Here is a 15,063-nt window from a genome sequence, read left to right as displayed (position 1 = left end):
CGGTGCGCTACGGTCGACCAGGAACGAGGAGGCCCCGTGACCAGCTGGGACGACCTGCCGACCGTGCGCACCGCCGCCGAGCTCGAGGCGTTCGGGGTGCCCGCGCCCGCCGTCCGCGACAAGAGCCGCGACGTCCTGCACCCCCGGCACGTCGAGTGGATCGCCCGCACCCCGCTGGTCGTGCTCGCGACCACCGGGGCCGACGGCCGGTGCGACGCCTCCCCCAAGGGCGACCCGCCCGGGTTCGTCCAGGTGCTCGACGAGCACACGCTGGCTATCCCCGAGCGGGCCGGCAACAAGCGGTTCGACGGCTTCCACAACGTGCTGGCCGTCCCGCAGGTCGGCCTCCTGTTCGTGGTCCCCGGGCGCACCGACACCCTGCGGGTGAACGGTCGCGCCCAGCTGGTCACCGACGGCCCCTTCTTCCCCGACCTGGAGGAGCAGGGCCACCGCCCCGTCCTCGCCCTGCTGGTGCACGTCGAAGAGGTCTACTTCCACTGCGCCAAGGCGTTCCTGCGCTCGCGCACCTGGGAGCCCGGGACGTGGCACCCCGAGCTGCTCCCCCGGCACGCGGTCACCGCGAAGGAGCTGGTGCGCCCCGACACCCCGCTGGCCGAGCTCGACGCCTACTACGGCGAGCAGTACCGCGCAGGCCTCTACCCGACCACCTAGGACGACGGGGCGCGGCGGCCCGGGAGCCAGACCAGGCAGACGACGGCCGCCACCACCGCGGACGCCGCGGTGCCGATCGCGGTGACGTGCATGGCCTCCACGAACGCCTGCCGGGCCGGCTCCACGAGCTCGGTGGCCCCGGTGACCCGGACGGCCTCCAGGGTGGCGACCACCGACTGCCGCGCCTGCTCCCGCGCCGCCTCGGGCAGGACGTCGACGGCGTCGCCCAGCCGCGCGGCGTACACCCCGGCGACCAGCGACCCCAGGATCGCGACGCCGAGGGCGCCGCCGACCTGGCGCACGGTGTTGTTCACCGCTCCCCCGGCGCCGGCCTTCTCGCGCGGGACCACGCTCATGATCGACTCGGTGGCCGGGGCCAGCACGGTGCCCAGGCCGAAGCCCTGCACGAAGAGCACGACCAGCACCAGCCAGATCGGCGGCTCGGTGCCCAGCAGCTGGTTGGCCGCGAACGCGGTGGCCATGAGCCCGAACCCGACCGCGCACACCAGCTTCGCGCCGAACCGGTCGGCCAGCACCGAGGCCCGCGGCGAGGCGATCGCGATGGCCACCGCCATGGGCACCAGCGTCGCCCCCGACTGCAGCGGGGAGAACCCGAGCACGCCCTGCAGGTAGTAGACGAGGTAGAAGGTCGCCCCCTGCAGCGCGAAGAAGTTCAGCGCCAGGGCGGCCGCGGAGGCCGAGAACGCGGGCAGCCGGAACAGCGAGACGTCCAGCGCGGGGTGCGCGGTCCGCCGCTGCCACCACACGAACGCGACCAGCAGGGCGACGCCGGCCAGCAACGGGCCGAGCACGCCCGGGGTGCCCCAGCCCACGCCCTCGCCGCCGCGGATGATGCCGAACACCAGCGCGCCCAACCCGGCGATCGAGAGCAGGACGCCGGGGACGTCCAGCCGACCGGGGGCGGGGTCCTTCGACTCGGGCACCAGCAGCACGCACCCCAGGGCGCCGATGGCGGCCACCGGGATGCCGAGCAGGAAGACCGCACCCCACCAGAAGTGCTCCAGCACCAGCCCGCCGGCCAGCGGTCCGCCGGCGATGCCGATGCCCGCCGCGCCGGCCCAGACCCCGATCGCCCGGCTGCGCTCGGCGGCCGGGAAGACGTTGCTGATGACGGCGAGGGTCGCCGGCTGGACCGCCGCGCCGCCGACCCCCATGAGCGCCCGCCACGCGATCAGCTCCTGCGCCGACCCGGAGAACGCGGCCAGCACCGAGCCGAGGGAGAAGATGCCCAGGCCCAGCAGCAGCGCCCGACGCCGACCGACCCGGTCACCGATCACGCCCCAGCTGAACAGCAGGCCGGCGAAGACCAGGATGTAGGCGTCGATGGCCCACTGCAGCTGGCTCTGGGTGGCCGACAGATCGCGCTGCAGGGTGGGCAGGGCGACGTTGAGCACCGTGTTGCCCATGATCACCACCAGCAGGCAGACGATCATGGTGGCGAGCACCCACCAGCGGCGCGGGTGCCCGGCCGGCGCCGGCCCGCTCACCCGCGCTCGACGAAGTCCGCGAACGCCTCGAGGTTGCGCAGCGACTCCCCGCGCTTGACCCGCCACTCCCACTCGCGGCGGATCGAGGTGCCGAACCCGATCTCCAGCATGGTGTTGAAGTGGTCGTCGGCGTAGCTGAGCACCGCGCCCAGCAGCCGGTCGATCTCCTCCGCGGTGACCGACGCCGCGGAGAGCCGGCCGGTCAGGTAGACGTCGCCGGCGGTGTCGATCGAGTACGCCACGCCGTACATGCGCGCGTTGTGCTGCAGCAGCCAGGTCCACAGCTGCTCGCGGTTCTCGTCGGGCTGCCGGCAGACGAACGCCTCGACCCGCAGCCCGTGCTCGCCGAGCACCAGGCCGCAGACCGTCTTCAGCTTCTGCGTGCCGGGCAGGTCGACCAGGAAGCGGCCCGGCGCGGGGTGCTCGTAGACCAGCTCGGCGTCGCGGAGCGCGGCGTCGACCACGGCCTCGAGCTCGTCGAGCGCGCTCACCGGCCCGCCCCGAAGGCCCGCACCGCGTCGCGCACCCGGTCCCGCGGCGAGCGGACCACGGCCCGCATCTCGGCCATCGCCGCGGTGTAGGCGTCGACCAGGGACCCCGCGGTGCGGTCCCAGCTGAAGCACTCGGCGTGCCGGCGGGCCCCGGGCGACAGCAGCTCGCGCTGCTCGACGACCTTGCGGATCGCCGCGGCGTAGTCGGCCGGGTCGTGCCCGTCGACCAGCACGCCCGAGACGCCGTCCTCGACCGCCGTGGGCAGCCCGCCGACCGCCGCCGCGACCACCGGCGTGCCGCACGCCTGGGCCTCGAGCGCGACCAGCCCGAAGGACTCGTTGTGGCTGGGGACGACGGCGACGTCGGCGGCCCGGTAGTGGTCGGCGAGGGACTCCGGGGCCTGCGGCGGCACGAACCGCACGACGTCGGCGATGCCCAGCGAGACGGCGAGCTCCTGCAGCTGCCGGGGCTCGGCGAGGCCGCTGCCGCTGGGGGCGCCGACCACGAGCACCTGCAGCCGCTCCCGCAGCGCGGGTTCGTCGGCCAGCAACCGGGCCGCCGCGTGCAGGAGGACGTCGGGGGCCTTCAGCGGCTGGATGCGGCCGACGAAGAGCAGGACCAGCGCGTCGTCGGCCACCCCGACGGCGCGACGGGCCGCCGCGCGGTCACCGGGCGAGAACCGCTCGAGGTCGACCCCGGGCGGGACGACGAGGGTGCGGGCGGGGTCGGCGTCGTACCAGCGGACCAGCTGGCGGGCCTCCTCGGCGGTGTTGGCGATCAGCCGGTCGGCCTCGGCGACCACCTGCTCCTCGCCGATCACCCGGGCCATCGGCTCGGGGGCGTCGCCCTCGGCCAGCGCGGCGTTCTTGACCTTGGCCAGCGTGTGCGCCGAGTGCACCAGCGGCACGCCCCAGCGGTCGCGGGCCAGCCAGCCGACCTGCCCCGAGAGCCAGTAGTGGCTGTGCAGCACGTCGTAGAAGCCGGGTTCGTGCCGGGCCTCCTCGCGCAGCACGGCGGCGGTGAACGCGCACAGCTGGGCGGGGAGGTCGTCCTTGCCCAACCCCTCGAACGGGCCGGCGGACACGTGCCGCACGGTCACCCCCGGCACCATCTCGACCACCGGTGGCAGGTCCGACGACGTCGCGCGGGTGAACACCTCGACGGCGATGCCGCGGGCGGCCAACCGGCGGGACACCTCGACGATGTAGACGTTCATGCCCCCGGCGTCACCGGCCCCCGGCTGGTCGAGCGGGCTGGTGTGCACGCTGAGCGTGGCCACCCGGCGCGGCACCGGCGGGCGCGCGTGCCACGGCGGCACCGGCCGGAGCTGGCGGCGAGCAGGCACGGCACTCCTCCCCGCGGGCGCCCCCGACGGGCACCTCTCCGACGCCCCATCCTGCACCAGCAGACTGGACCCATGCCCGCCGAGACATCCGCCCTCCCGTTCCCCGGCACCGACCGTGTGGCCGTCGTCACCGGCGCCTCCAGCGGCATCGGCGCCGCCACCGCCCGACGCCTGGCCGCCGACGGGTTCTCCGTCGTCCTCGGGGCCCGCCGGCTGGACCGGCTGACCGCGCTGGCCGAGGAGATCGGCGGCCGGGCGGTCGAGCTCGACGTGACCGACGGCGACTCCGTCGCGGCCCTGGTCGCCGCCCTGGACCGGGTCGACGTGCTGGTCAACAACGCCGGTGGCGCCTTCGACGCCGCCCCGGTCGCCGAGGCCGACCTCGACTCCTGGACCCGCGCGTTCGAGGTCAACGTGCTGGGCACCGTCCGGCTGACCAAGGCCCTGCTGCCCGCGCTGCGCGCCTCCGGCGCCGGCGACGTGGTCTTCATGGGCTCGACCGCCGGGCTGACCAGCTACGAGGGCGGGGCCAGCTACACCGCCGCCAAGCACGGCGTGCACACCCTGGCCGAGACCCTGCGGCTGGAGCTGGTCGGCGAGCCGGTCCGGGTCGTGGAGATCGCCCCCGGCATGGTCAAGACCGACGAGTTCGCGCTCAACCGCACCGGCGACGCCGCGAAGGCCGCGAAGGTCTACGAGGGCGTGCGCGAGCCCCTGGTCGCCGACGACGTCGCCGACTGCGTCGCCTGGGCCGTCACGAGACCGCACCACGTGAACATCGACCTCATGGTCGTCCGCCCCAGGGCCCAAGCGGCGCAGTACAAGGTGCACCGGGAGTCGTAGGAGCTGAGCACATCGTCGGCCTCCGGCCGACACCGCGGCCAACGGCCGTCCCCCGGTTGCGACGAGCCCACCCGCCCCTCCTCGGGGAGGCCTCCGGCCCCCCGCTCGTCGGGGTCCCTAGTGGTCGACTCCCGGCCTGACCGCCGTCGGTTCCGGGACCAGGGTCACGCCGAAGCGGTCCTGCACCGCGTCGACGATCTTCGCGGCGAACGCCAGGAGCTCGGTCGCGGTGGCGCCGGGCTCGGTGGTGAGGGCCAGCGAGTGGCGGGACGACGTCCCCACGTGGCCGTCGCGGGTGCCCCGGCCGAAGCCGGCGTGCTGCACGAGCCAGGCCGCCGACAGCTTGACGTCGTCGCCGGCGGGCCAGCTGGGGCAGCCCTCGACCGCCATCGACGGCGGGACGACCGGGTTGGTGAAGAAGGAGCCGGCGCTGCGGGAGTCGGGGTCGGCCGGGTCGAGCACCATGCCCTTGCCCCGGCGCAGCTCGAGCACCGCGGCCCGCACGTCGGCCAGCGGCGCCCGCTCCCCCACCTCGACCCCGAGCCGCCGGGCCAGCTCGGCGTACCCGACCGGCATCGACAGGGGCGAGGCCTGCAGGCCGAAGGTCACGGTGAGGACGACGAACACCCCCGGGTTCCGCTTGAGCGCGGAGTCGCGGTAGCCGAACCCGCAGTCGGCGGGGGTCAGCGTGCGCACGCTCCCGTCGCGCCGGTCGAGCACCCGCACGGCGATGATGGTCTGCGCGACCTCCTGGCCGTAGGCGCCGACGTTCTGCACGGGGGTGGCACCGGTGCTGCCGGGGATCCCGCTCAGCGCCTCCATGCCGGCCAGCTCGTCGGCCACGGTGTGCGCGACCAGGTCGTCCCACGGCTCGCCGGCCTGCACCTCCACGGCGTCCCCGGTGCGCGCCGCACCCCGGGACCGGACGGCGACGACGTCCCCGGGCCACCCGGCGTCGGGGGCGACGACGTTCGAGCCCCCGCCGAGCACCAGCAGCGGGCGGCCCGCGGCATCGGCCTCGCGGACCGCCGCGACCAGCTCGTCGGCGTCGTGCACCTCCACCAACCGGTCGACCGGTCCGCCGACCCGCAGGGTGGTCAGGTCGGCCAGCGGGACACCGGTCAGCAGCTGCACGCGACCACGGTAGCCGCGGCGGGACTACCCTCCGGTCCGGTGAGCAGCGACCACTCCCGCAAGGCGGTCCTGCCCCCGACCCGCAAGCAGCCCCGGCTGGCCGCCGGGCGCGCCCGTGCGCTGGGTCTGCCCACCCGCGGGACGACGAACGCCAACCGGCTGCGCCGGGTGGACCGCTGGCTGGTGGCCACGCAGGTGCCGCGGCTGCGCGACGCCGCGCGCCCGCTGGTGGTGGACCTGGGCTACGGCGCCTCGGCCGTCACCACGCTGGAGCTCCTCGGGCGCCTGGGCGACGAGGTCGACGGCCTGGAGGTCGTGGGGCTGGAGATCGACCCCGAGCGGGTGACCGCGGTGGCCGCCGACCGCGACCCCCCGCGGGTGGACTTCCGGGTGGGCGGGTTCGAGCTGGCCGGGTTGTCGCCGGTGCTGGTGCGGGCGTTCAACGTGCTGCGCCAGTACGACGAGGAGTCCGCGGCCCGGGCCTGGACGACGATGTGCGCCGCCCTGGGCCCCGGCGGCCTGCTGGTCGAGGGCACCTGCGACGAGTGGGGACGCCGGGCGTGCTGGGTGGCCCTGGACGAGTCGGGCCCGCTCACCCTCACCCTCGCCGTGCGCCCCTCGGACATCGACCGGCCCTCCGACCTGGCCGAGCGGCTGCCCAAGTCGCTCATCCACCACAACGTCCCGGGCGAACCCGTCCACGCCTTCCTGACCGCGTTCGACGCGTGCTGGGCCGCCGCGGCGGGGTTCTCGACCTTCGGCCCCCGGCAGCGCTGGGTGGCCGCCGTCGAGGCGATGGCCGCGCAGGGCTGGCCGCTGGTGGGCTCCAGCCGGCGCTGGCGGCACGGCGAGGTGACCGTGCGCTGGTCGGCGGTCGCGCCCACCGGGTCGACCCCGTGAGCCGTCGCGACCGCCGGACCCCACCCCCCGAGCACCCCGACCTGCCCGGCCAGGTGCAGACCGCCGGCGGGGTGGCCGAGATCCTCGGCGACGCCGACCGGGACCGCTCGTACGTGCTCGTGCTCGACGGCGTCCCGCAGTCCCACGTCGACCTCGACGAACCCGAGCACCTGGAGTTCGAGTACGTCCGCCGCATGGGCCACGTGCTGGACCTCGCCGCCGACGAGGGCGCCCCCCTGGACGTCGTCCACCTCGGCGGGGGTGCGCTGACCCTGCCCCGCTACGTCGCGGTGACCCGACCGGGGTCGCGGCAGCGGGTGGTCGAGCTCGACGAACCGCTCACCGACCTCGTGCGCGAGCACCTGCCGCTGCCCAGGGGGGCGCGCGTGCGGGTGCGGGCCGCCGACGCCCGGGCGGGCCTGGAGCTGCTGCCCGACGCCAGCGCGGACGTCGTCCTGGTCGACGTGTTCGCCGGTGCCCGCACGCCGGCGCACCTGACCAGCACCGAGTTCGCCGGCCAGGTCGCCCGGGTGCTGCGCCCGGGCGGGGTGACCGCGTGGAACGTCTCCGACGGGCCGCCGCTGCGCTTCCTGCGCACCCAGGCCGCCACGCTGGCCGCGGTGTTCGCGCACGTCGTGCTGATCGCCGAGCCCGGCACGCTGCGCGGCCGCCGGCACGGCAACACGGTGGCCGTGGCCTCGACCGCGGAGCTGCCGGTGGCGGGGCTCACCCGCCGCTGCGCCTCGGACCCGATGCCCTCGCGGGTCGTCGCCGGCACCGACCTGACCGCGTTCGTGGGGACGGCGGTCCCGGTCGACGACGCGACCGCGGTGCCCTCGCCCGAGCCCCCGGCCGGGATCTTCGCCTGATCTCCCCAGGCGACCCCCAGGAGGTCGCCTTACGGTGTAGCCATGACCTCCCCGGCTTCCCGCAGCTTCGCCCGCGACACCCAGCACAAGGTCATCGCGGGGGTGTGCTCCGGGCTGGCCCGCCGCTTCGGCCTGTCCCGCACCGTCGTCCGCGTGGCCTTCGTGCTGTCCTGCATCCTGCCGGGCCCGCAGTTCATCGCCTACCTGCTGCTGTGGCTGGTCATGCCCCGCGGCTGAGCTACCAGCTGCTGTTGCCCGACTGCAGGCCGCGCAGCGCGGGACGGACGTCGACCAGGTACACGACGATCCCGACGACCGCCGGCAGCCCGAGGAACGACACCACGCCGCTGAGCCAGACGACCAGGGTCGCGATCGCGGTGATGGCGACCCACGCGGGCTTGGTCAGCTTGCCGGTGGCCACGTATCCGGCCGCCGGCCGGATGATCGCGTCGACGGTGGCCCAGGCCCCGAGGGCCAGCACCGCGAAGCGCAGGACCTCGAACAGGGCGTTGTCGAAGGCGGGCATGGCGGAAGGGTAGCCCTCAGGGACGCCTCAGGGCCCGCAGCACGAGGCTGCGGGCCCTGAGGGGTGGACCGGTCCTCAGTTCGACGAGGGCGCCGAGCTGGACGACGACGGCGCGTTGCTGGACGCCGAGGGGGCCGTGCTGCGGGCCGAGGGCGCGGTGGCCTTGGCCGGCGTGGCCTTGCGGGCCGCCGGGGTGGCCTTGCGGGCCGGCGCGCGCTTGGTGGCCGGGGGCTTGGGGGCCGCCGACCGGACGGTGCGCTTGGCGGAGCGGGCCTCCTTGCGGACGGCCCCCTTGGCCTCGTCGACGGCCTTGCCGGTCTCGGCCTTCGCCTTCTGCGCGACCGAGGTGACCTCGTCGGCGGTGCTGCCGGCCTCGGCCTTGGCCTTCTGGGCGACCGAGGTGACCTCGTCGGCGGTGTCGGCGACGGTCTCGCCGGTGGTGTCGAGCACGTCCTCGAGGGCGTCCTCGACGGTGTCGACGGCGCGCTCGGCGCGGCCCACGACGTTGCGGAAGCCGGGCTGGCGACGCAGGTCCTCGATGACCTCCTCGCCGCGGGCGGCGAGGTCGGCCAGCGTGCTGACGGCCTGGTCGCGGACCGTGCCGGCGACCCCGGTCACGGTGCCGCGGACCTCGGCGACGGTGCCCTTGACGGTCTCGGGCCGGGCCGCGGACTGCGCGCGCTCGGCGGCCTGCTCGGCGCGGGCGCGGGCCTGGCCCACGGCGTCGGCGGCCTTGCTGCGGGCGGCCTCGGCGCGGGCGCGGACCTCTTGCGCGGCGCTGTCGGCCTGCTGACGGGCCTCGGTCGGCAGGGCCTCGGCCTTGCCGAGCAGCCCGTCGACGACGGTGCGTGCCCGGTCGACGACCACGTCGCCGGCGCCGATGGCGGCCAGCACGCCGGTGCGGCTGGTCTCGACGGCGAGCTGACGGGCCGAGCGGGCGGTCAGCCGGGCGTCGTGGGCGGTGCGGTCGGCGCGCTTGCGGGCCGTCTCCGCGGTCTTCTTCACGGTGTCCAGAGCGCTCATCGCTGCTCCTCCTGGGTGGTGGGGGTGGTGGGCCGGGTGGCCAGGGACTCGTAGAGGTCCAGCAGCACCGACTTGTGCCGCTCGGACAGCGCCGGGTCGGCCCGGATCGCGGTGACCGTGTCCGGGGTGCCGGAGCGGCGGTCGAGGATCCCGGCCTGCTCGTAGAGCGTCTCGGCCGAGATCTTCAGGCCCCGGGCGATCTGGGCCAGGATCTCCGCCGACGGCTTGCGCAGTCCCCGCTCCACCTGCGAGAGGTAGGGGTTGCTGACCCCGGCGGTGCGGGCCAGTTCGCGCAACGACACCTGGGCGGCGTTGCGCTGGGTGCGGATGAAGTCGCCCACCTGGGAGCTGACCGCGGTCGACACGGTGGTCGCCTCGGCAGCGGCGGACTCGACAGCACTGGTCACGCTCTCGCGGACCGAGCTGACGATCTCCGACGGGTTCTGCACGCCCACGACGCTAACCCAGGGTGCTAGCTCCTGCAAGCAGAGGAGCTAGCAGTGTGAGGGACGCCTCAGACCAGGACGGCGGCCGGGCGGACCTCGCCGACCACGCCGTCGCCACCGATCACCGGGGTCACCGCGAACGGGGCGAGCACCTCGGGGGCGACCCCGAGCAGGGCCAGCCCGGCGCAGAGCGCCGGCATGCGGCCGCGGTCGCCGCCGTCGTCCAGCTTCAGGGCCACGGCGCCGGCCCCGGGCAGCGCGGCCACGTGGACGCCGTCGGCACCGCCCTTGACCAGCAGACCGGGCACGGCCTGCATGAGCAGGGTGTCGTCCTTGCCGGTGCCCGCGACCAGCCACGGATGCGCCCGCACGGCATCGGCGACGGCCCGCCCGGAGGTGCCCGGCTCGGCGTGCACCAGCCCGAGGACCCCGCGGGCCAGGGCGGTCACCGACAGCGCGTGCTGCGGCGCACCGCAGCCGTCGACGACGACGGCGCTCACCGGCTCGCCGCCGGCCTCGCCCAGCCGGGCCTCGATCGCCTGCTGGAGCGGGTGCGCCCGGTCCAGGTAGCCGTGCGTCGGCCACCCGGCGGCGACGCAGGCCGACAGCATCGCCGCGTGCTTGCCCGAGCAGTTCATCGCCTCGCGTGCCGGAGCCCGCCCCTCGACCAGCCAGGCGGCGCGCTCGCGCTCGTCGGAGGGCAACGCGGCCGGGCAGCCCAGGTCGTGGGGGCCGAGGCCGGCCGCGGCCAGCATCGCCAGCGCCAGCTGCACGTGACCGGACTCGCCGGAGTGCGAGCCGGCGGCGATGGCCAGCTCCTCCGTCGAGCGCGGCACCCACCCGGCGTCCAGGTACGTGGTCGCCTGCACCGGCTTGTTCGACGACCGCGGCAGCGTGGGGACGTCGACCGCCCCGACCGCCCGGGTCACCGCACCGTCGGCGTCCAGGACCACCAGCGACCCGCGGTGCGCCGACTCGAAGAACCCCGACCGCCACACCTCCACCAGCACCGGATTCTCGGGGAACCGCACGTCACTCCTCAGGTAGGGCTGGAACGGCCCCCTCGCAGGGCCCCGCGGCGCGCGGAGCGGGTCGTGGGGGGCGAGGGGGTCCTTCTAGTGGCGGCCCTCGGCGGCGAGGAGCTGGGCGACGTCGGCCTCGCCGTCGCGGTAGCGGCGGCCCAGCTCACCGGCCAGGGAGTCCATGACGGTCTGCACGCCGCGACGGCGCTCCGACAGCCCGCGCTCGCCGGCGGCCAGCGCGCGGGCCGCGGTCTCGAGCTGGTCGTCGGGCAGCTCGCCGACGTCGGAGAGGTCGACGTCGGGGGCCAGGCCGTTGACCCACTGCTCGAGGGCGACCGGGTCGCTGGGCTGCACGGTCTGGTGCCGGCCCAGGCCGTGCGCGGGGCCGCGGCCCTTCTCCGAGAGGATCTCGGGCAGCAGGTCGACCAGCGAGCGGCCGTCGTGCTCGGCGCGGCGCTGCAGCTCGCGGCGGACGATGTCCAGCCGGCCCTGCAGCAGGCGCCGGGTGTAGGAGAGGTCGACCTCGGACTGCTCGGCCTGCCGGCGCAGCGCGCGGACGTCGAGCATGCCGCGCTGCTCGATGCCCTCGAGGAACGCGGGGGCGAGCAGGGTGTCGACGGCGGTGCCGCCGGCGGACGGAGCGGTCATCGGGATGCCTCCTGGGGTGCGCGGATGCCCAGCAGCTCGCGGGCCTCGGTGGTGGTCAGTGCAGGTCGTTGGGCGATGCGGGCCAGGCCGGCCGCCCGGGCGACGAGCTGGGCGTTGTCCCGCACCGGCTGGCCCGGGGCGTAGGTGAGGGTGTCCTCCATGCCGACCCGCAGGTGACCGCCGGCCGACAGCGCGGCCAGCATGACCGGCAGGGAGGTGCGGCCGACGCCGGTGGCGGCGAACGTCCACGACGGGTCGATCGAGGGGAGGCAGGCCGCGAGCGCGCCGGTGGTGCCGGGCATGCCGCCGGGCACGCCCATGACCAGGTCGACGTGCACGTGGCCGCCGTGCGGCGGGCCGTGCCGGTCGAGCAACCGCGAGAGCGTGGCGAGGTGGCCGAGGTCGAAGGCCTCGTACTCGGGCACGATGCCGCGGTCGCGCATCTGGGTGTGCAGCTCGACGATGAGGTCCCAGGGGTTGCTGAACACGTCGCGGCCGAAGTTGACCGTGCCCAGCGACAGGGAGGCGGCGTCGGGCTCGGCGTCGAGCACGGCGACCCGGTCGGGCAGCGGGTCGGTGACCGCGCCGCCGGAGGACAGCTGCACGACCAGGTCGGTGGACTCGCGCACGGCGTCGACCACCTCGCGGACCCGCACCAGGTCCAGCGTCGGCCGGGTGTCGAGGTCGCGGACGTGCAGGTGGACCACGGCGGCGCCGAGCGCCTCGCAGTCGCGGGCGGTGGCCACGACCTCGTCGACGGAGACGGGCAGCGCGGGGACGTCGGCCTTGGCCGACTCGGCCCCGGTGGGGGCCAGGGTGATCAGCGTCCCCGGTGAGCTCACCGGCCGATCGTCGCAGACCGGACGGCCCGCACGCGCTCGCGGGCGGCCAGCACCGTGTCGTCGGTGGTGACCACGAGGTCGTCGGGGTCGACGACGACCACGGTCTCGCCGGCCCGCAGGTCGCCGCCCTTCTCCAGGGTGGCCGACTTGACCAGGGCCAACCCGACGACGCCGAGTTCGTGGTGCCGGACGACGGTGCCCAGGCGCCCGACCTCGCGGGTGCCGCTGGTGACGGGGGTGCCCGGGGCGGGCAGCTGCTCGCTCATGCCGTCGAGGTGCACGAGCACCAACCGGCGCGGTGGGCGCCCGAGGTTGTGCACCCGGGCCACGGTCTCCTGGCCGCGGTAGCAGCCCTTCTCCAGGTGCACCGCGGTCTGCAGCCAGGGGGTCTCGTTGGGGATGGTGCGGTGGTCGGAGTCGGCGCCCACCCGCGGGCGGTGCGCCTCGACGGCGAGGGCGGCCAGGGCGTCGACCCCGGCCAGCACGGCGCCCCCGGCCAGCAGCGCGTCGGCCCACCGGGCCAGCTCGGCGCGGGGCACCAGGAGGTCGACGGCCGGCACGCCGTCCCCGACGGCCGGCATGCGGCGGACCCAGCCGGCGTCGGCGGCACGCACCTCGTAGGTCTCGACGGGGACGGGCAGCCCCGCGGCGGTCAGGACGTCGTCGCCCCGCGGACCGACGAGGGTGAGCAGTGCCCACGCGTCGGTGACCAGGGCGGGCTCGACCCGGAGCATGAAGCGCATGCGGTCCAGCCAGCCGGCGAGGTCGGCACCTGCGCCGGGCTCGGTGTCCAGCCAGGTGGTGCCGGCCAGCTCGGCGACCACGACGTGGTGCTCGACGTGGCCCTGCGGGGAGAGGACGAGCGCCTCGGTGCCGGCGCCGTCGGGCAGCCGCTCGAGGTGCTGGCTGAGCAAGCTGTGCAGCCAGGAGAGCCGGTCGGGCCCGGGGACGGCGACGACGTCGCGGTCGCTGCGGTCGACCAGCGCGGCCCCCTCCGCGGCGCGGCGCTGCTCGGGGAGCGGCTCGCCGTAGTGGGCGGCCACGGCGCCGCTCTCGGTGGCGACCGCGCCGGGCTTGCTGAGCAGGGGGGAGGGCATGTCAGGTCTCCGATCCGGGCGCCGCGGCGCACTCCCGGCAGGTGCCGGACAGCGCCACGTGGCCCACGTCCAAGGCGTAACCCAGGTCGGCGGCCAGACGTTCCGCGACGCCGTCCATGACCGCGGGGTCGACGGAGTCGATGCGACCGCAGCCCGAGCAGACGACGTGCAGGTGCGGGTGCTGGGCGGCGTGGTAGACCGGCGCGCCCTTGCCCAGGTGGGTGTGCCAGACCAGGCCCAGCTTCTCCAGCAGCTCGAGGTTGCGGTAGACGGTGGAGGTGTCGGGGGCGGCGCCGGCGGGGCCGGCCTGCTCGCGCAGCCACGAGCCGATCTCCTCCGGCGTGCCGTGCTCGAGCGCCCCGACCGCCGCCAGCACCCGCTGCCGCTGCGTGGTCAGCCGCAGCCCGCGGGAACGCAGCTGGTCGGCCAACGGCGGCGGCTCGGGGGTGTGGTCGGGCACGTCGCCGAACCTACTGCGCCGGTCCGACATCGGCGTCCCACCAGGCCAGCACCCGCAGCGCACCGAGGGTGACCCCGCGGGAGGGCTCGCCGGTGGGGGCATCGGTCCCGAACCACACCTCACCGGGCTGCACCGGGCCCTGCACCCACCGCCCGTCGGGGTGCCGGCCCGCCCGGAGCCGGTCGACCGCCTCCGCCGCCCGGGGGTCGGGGGCCGTGCTCTCGTGCTCCGAGACGGCACGGAGGTGCTCCAGCGCCCGCAGGACGTCGAAGCGCCAGCGGGAGGGGTGCACGGGTGGGGTCAGGCACACGTCGAGCAGCTCGCCCGAGGACCGGTGCAGCAGCCGGCGGGCCAGCAGGTGCTCCTCGCCGCGGTGCCGGGCCGCCCGCAGCTCTGCGCTGCCGCCGGTGGCCACCTCGTGCGCGAGCAACCCGCGGACGGCGTTCAGGGTCGAGTGCACCGACGAGCGGGTCGAGCCCTCCACCCACTCGCAGTTCCACCCGCCGTCGGCCAGCTGGTGCTCGACGAACCACGCGGCCAGCGGCTCGACGTCCACCCCCAGCCACACCCCGTTGGCCAAGGTGGTGGCGTTGATGCAGACGTCGACCTCACCGCCCCAGTACGGCAGGTCGTCGTACTCCCACCGGCAGTGCTCGGCCAGCCGGTCGGCGGTGTCGCCGAGCACGGCGGGGTCCACCCCCCACTCGCGCAGCTGGGCCAGGGACCAGGTGGTCGCCGTCCACGGCTGCCCGTCGCCCTCGGCCGGCCACTGCACCTCGCCGTCCACCCTCGGGAAGAACGCCCCGCCGGCCCACTGGCCGTCGGGGTCCTGGTGGGCCAGCAGCCGGGCGCCGAACCCCTCGGTGGCCACCCGGGCCCGGGTGGCCTGCCAGACCGCGGGCGGTGCGCCGGCGAGGTCGCGCTGCACCTGCCAGCGCAGGGACGGGTCGCTGTCGAGCAGCCAGGTGAGGACGTCGTCCGCCATGCCGGGACGGTAGTGCCCTCCTAGGGTTCAGCGGTGATCTTCTTCTTCGGGTTCGGCAGCAAGCAGAAGGACCTCGGACGCGGGTCGACCCGAACCTGCCCGCGGTGCGGCAACACCACCGTGTGGGCGCGGGTGAAGCGCTACCGGCAGTTCACGGTGTTCTTCGTGCCGGTGCTGCGCTGGAAGCGCCAGCAGCTCGAGATCTGCACGATCTGCGGCACCGCGGTGGCGGTGTGAGGCAGGCTGGGGCC

19 protein-coding genes are annotated in these 15,063 nt (G+C 75.6%); 6 read left to right on the top strand and 13 right to left on the bottom strand.

What is annotated here, in order from left to right; translation table 11 throughout:
- Positions 1-36: 36 nt before the first annotated feature.
- Positions 37-672, top strand: a complete 636-nt coding sequence (locus BLS67_RS22270; protein ID WP_091250302.1) for an MSMEG_1061 family FMN-dependent PPOX-type flavoprotein — start codon at positions 37-39, stop codon at positions 670-672.
- On the opposite strand, the gene BLS67_RS22265 is transcribed toward BLS67_RS22270, so the two are convergent.
- From BLS67_RS22265 to mshA, 3 genes are read right to left on the bottom strand one after another with little or no spacing between them, the layout of a single operon-like run.
- Complete coding sequence (locus BLS67_RS22265) at positions 669-2,180, bottom strand: MFS transporter (RefSeq protein ID WP_242654286.1); 1,512 nt, start codon at positions 2,178-2,180, stop codon at positions 669-671. The two genes, BLS67_RS22270 and BLS67_RS22265, sit on opposite strands and share 4 nt — an antisense overlap.
- A complete protein-coding gene (locus BLS67_RS22260; RefSeq protein ID WP_091250299.1) occupies positions 2,177-2,671 on the bottom strand; it encodes a type III secretion system chaperone family protein in 495 nt (164 codons plus the stop codon). The genes BLS67_RS22265 and BLS67_RS22260 overlap by 4 nt, the downstream gene beginning before the upstream one ends.
- Positions 2,668-4,017, bottom strand: a complete 1,350-nt coding sequence (mshA, locus tag BLS67_RS22255; RefSeq protein ID WP_242654285.1) for a D-inositol-3-phosphate glycosyltransferase — start codon at positions 4,015-4,017, stop codon at positions 2,668-2,670. The genes BLS67_RS22260 and mshA overlap by 4 nt, the downstream gene beginning before the upstream one ends.
- A gap of 72 nt (positions 4,018-4,089) precedes the next feature.
- On the opposite strand from mshA, the gene BLS67_RS22250 reads away from it, so the two are divergent.
- Positions 4,090-4,860, top strand: coding sequence for an SDR family oxidoreductase (locus BLS67_RS22250; protein ID WP_091250293.1), 771 nt, complete (start codon positions 4,090-4,092; stop codon positions 4,858-4,860).
- 117 nt (positions 4,861-4,977) lie between these two features.
- Here BLS67_RS22250 and BLS67_RS22245 read toward each other — a convergent pair whose 3' ends face one another.
- Positions 4,978-5,994, bottom strand: coding sequence for a UDP-N-acetylmuramate dehydrogenase (locus BLS67_RS22245; RefSeq protein WP_091250289.1), 1,017 nt, complete (start codon positions 5,992-5,994; stop codon positions 4,978-4,980).
- A gap of 39 nt (positions 5,995-6,033) precedes the next feature.
- On the opposite strand from BLS67_RS22245, the gene BLS67_RS22240 reads away from it, so the two are divergent.
- The 3 genes from BLS67_RS22240 to BLS67_RS22230 are packed head-to-tail and all read left to right on the top strand — an operon-like array spanning position 6,034 to position 8,000.
- The gene (locus BLS67_RS22240) at positions 6,034-6,894 is read left to right on the top strand and encodes a class I SAM-dependent methyltransferase (protein ID WP_091250284.1); all 861 of its coding nucleotides are present in this window, start codon (positions 6,034-6,036) and stop codon (positions 6,892-6,894) included.
- Positions 6,891-7,763, top strand: a complete 873-nt coding sequence (locus BLS67_RS22235; protein ID WP_242654284.1) for a spermidine synthase — start codon at positions 6,891-6,893, stop codon at positions 7,761-7,763. The genes BLS67_RS22240 and BLS67_RS22235 overlap by 4 nt, the downstream gene beginning before the upstream one ends.
- A gap of 42 nt (positions 7,764-7,805) precedes the next feature.
- Positions 7,806-8,000: a PspC domain-containing protein gene (locus tag BLS67_RS22230; protein WP_091250281.1), complete on the top strand. Its 195-nt coding sequence runs from the start codon at positions 7,806-7,808 to the stop codon at positions 7,998-8,000.
- A gap of 1 nt (position 8,001) precedes the next feature.
- On the opposite strand, the gene BLS67_RS22225 is transcribed toward BLS67_RS22230, so the two are convergent.
- The 9 genes from BLS67_RS22225 to BLS67_RS22185 all read right to left on the bottom strand — a co-directional run bounded on the left by BLS67_RS22225 (position 8,002) and on the right by BLS67_RS22185 (position 14,812).
- On the bottom strand, positions 8,002-8,289 hold the full coding sequence (locus BLS67_RS22225) for a DUF2516 family protein (RefSeq protein ID WP_091250277.1): 288 nt from the start codon (positions 8,287-8,289) through the stop codon (positions 8,002-8,004).
- A gap of 75 nt (positions 8,290-8,364) precedes the next feature.
- Positions 8,365-9,312, bottom strand: a complete 948-nt coding sequence (locus BLS67_RS22220; protein ID WP_109504783.1) for a hypothetical protein — start codon at positions 9,310-9,312, stop codon at positions 8,365-8,367.
- A complete protein-coding gene (locus tag BLS67_RS22215; protein ID WP_091250401.1) occupies positions 9,309-9,761 on the bottom strand; it encodes a helix-turn-helix domain-containing protein in 453 nt (150 codons plus the stop codon). Before BLS67_RS22215 ends, BLS67_RS22220 begins: the two co-directional genes overlap by 4 nt.
- A 65-nt stretch (positions 9,762-9,826) precedes the next feature.
- Positions 9,827-10,789: an asparaginase gene (locus BLS67_RS22210; protein ID WP_242654283.1), complete on the bottom strand. Its 963-nt coding sequence runs from the start codon at positions 10,787-10,789 to the stop codon at positions 9,827-9,829.
- 84 nt (positions 10,790-10,873) lie between these two features.
- Entirely contained in the window at positions 10,874-11,428 is a 555-nt protein-coding gene (locus BLS67_RS22205; protein WP_091250273.1) for an RsiG family protein, read from the bottom strand.
- Positions 11,425-12,270: a beta-keto acid cleavage family enzyme gene (locus BLS67_RS22200; protein ID WP_091250271.1), complete on the bottom strand. Its 846-nt coding sequence runs from the start codon at positions 12,268-12,270 to the stop codon at positions 11,425-11,427. Before BLS67_RS22200 ends, BLS67_RS22205 begins: the two co-directional genes overlap by 4 nt.
- Complete coding sequence (ygfZ, locus tag BLS67_RS22195; protein WP_091250268.1) at positions 12,267-13,367, bottom strand: CAF17-like 4Fe-4S cluster assembly/insertion protein YgfZ; 1,101 nt, start codon at positions 13,365-13,367, stop codon at positions 12,267-12,269. The genes BLS67_RS22200 and ygfZ overlap by 4 nt, the downstream gene beginning before the upstream one ends.
- Position 13,368: 1 nt before the next feature.
- A complete protein-coding gene (locus BLS67_RS22190; RefSeq protein ID WP_242654282.1) occupies positions 13,369-13,827 on the bottom strand; it encodes a Fur family transcriptional regulator in 459 nt (152 codons plus the stop codon).
- Positions 13,828-13,837: 10 nt separating this feature from the next.
- Positions 13,838-14,812, bottom strand: a complete 975-nt coding sequence (locus BLS67_RS22185; protein WP_091250262.1) for a prenyltransferase/squalene oxidase repeat-containing protein — start codon at positions 14,810-14,812, stop codon at positions 13,838-13,840.
- A gap of 33 nt (positions 14,813-14,845) precedes the next feature.
- Between BLS67_RS22185 and BLS67_RS22180 the strand changes: the two genes are divergently transcribed.
- Positions 14,846-15,049 (top strand): zinc-ribbon domain-containing protein, encoded by a 204-nt coding sequence (locus BLS67_RS22180; protein WP_091250259.1) that lies wholly within the window; start codon positions 14,846-14,848, stop codon positions 15,047-15,049.
- Positions 15,050-15,063: the final 14 nt, after the last annotated feature.

The sequence above is a fragment of the Klenkia soli genome, from assembly GCF_900103975.1.
Taxonomy (GTDB): domain Bacteria; phylum Actinomycetota; class Actinomycetes; order Mycobacteriales; family Geodermatophilaceae; genus Klenkia; species Klenkia soli.
The sequence above is the reverse complement of the archived record's forward strand: the minus strand, read 5'-3'. Positions and strand labels throughout refer to the sequence as shown.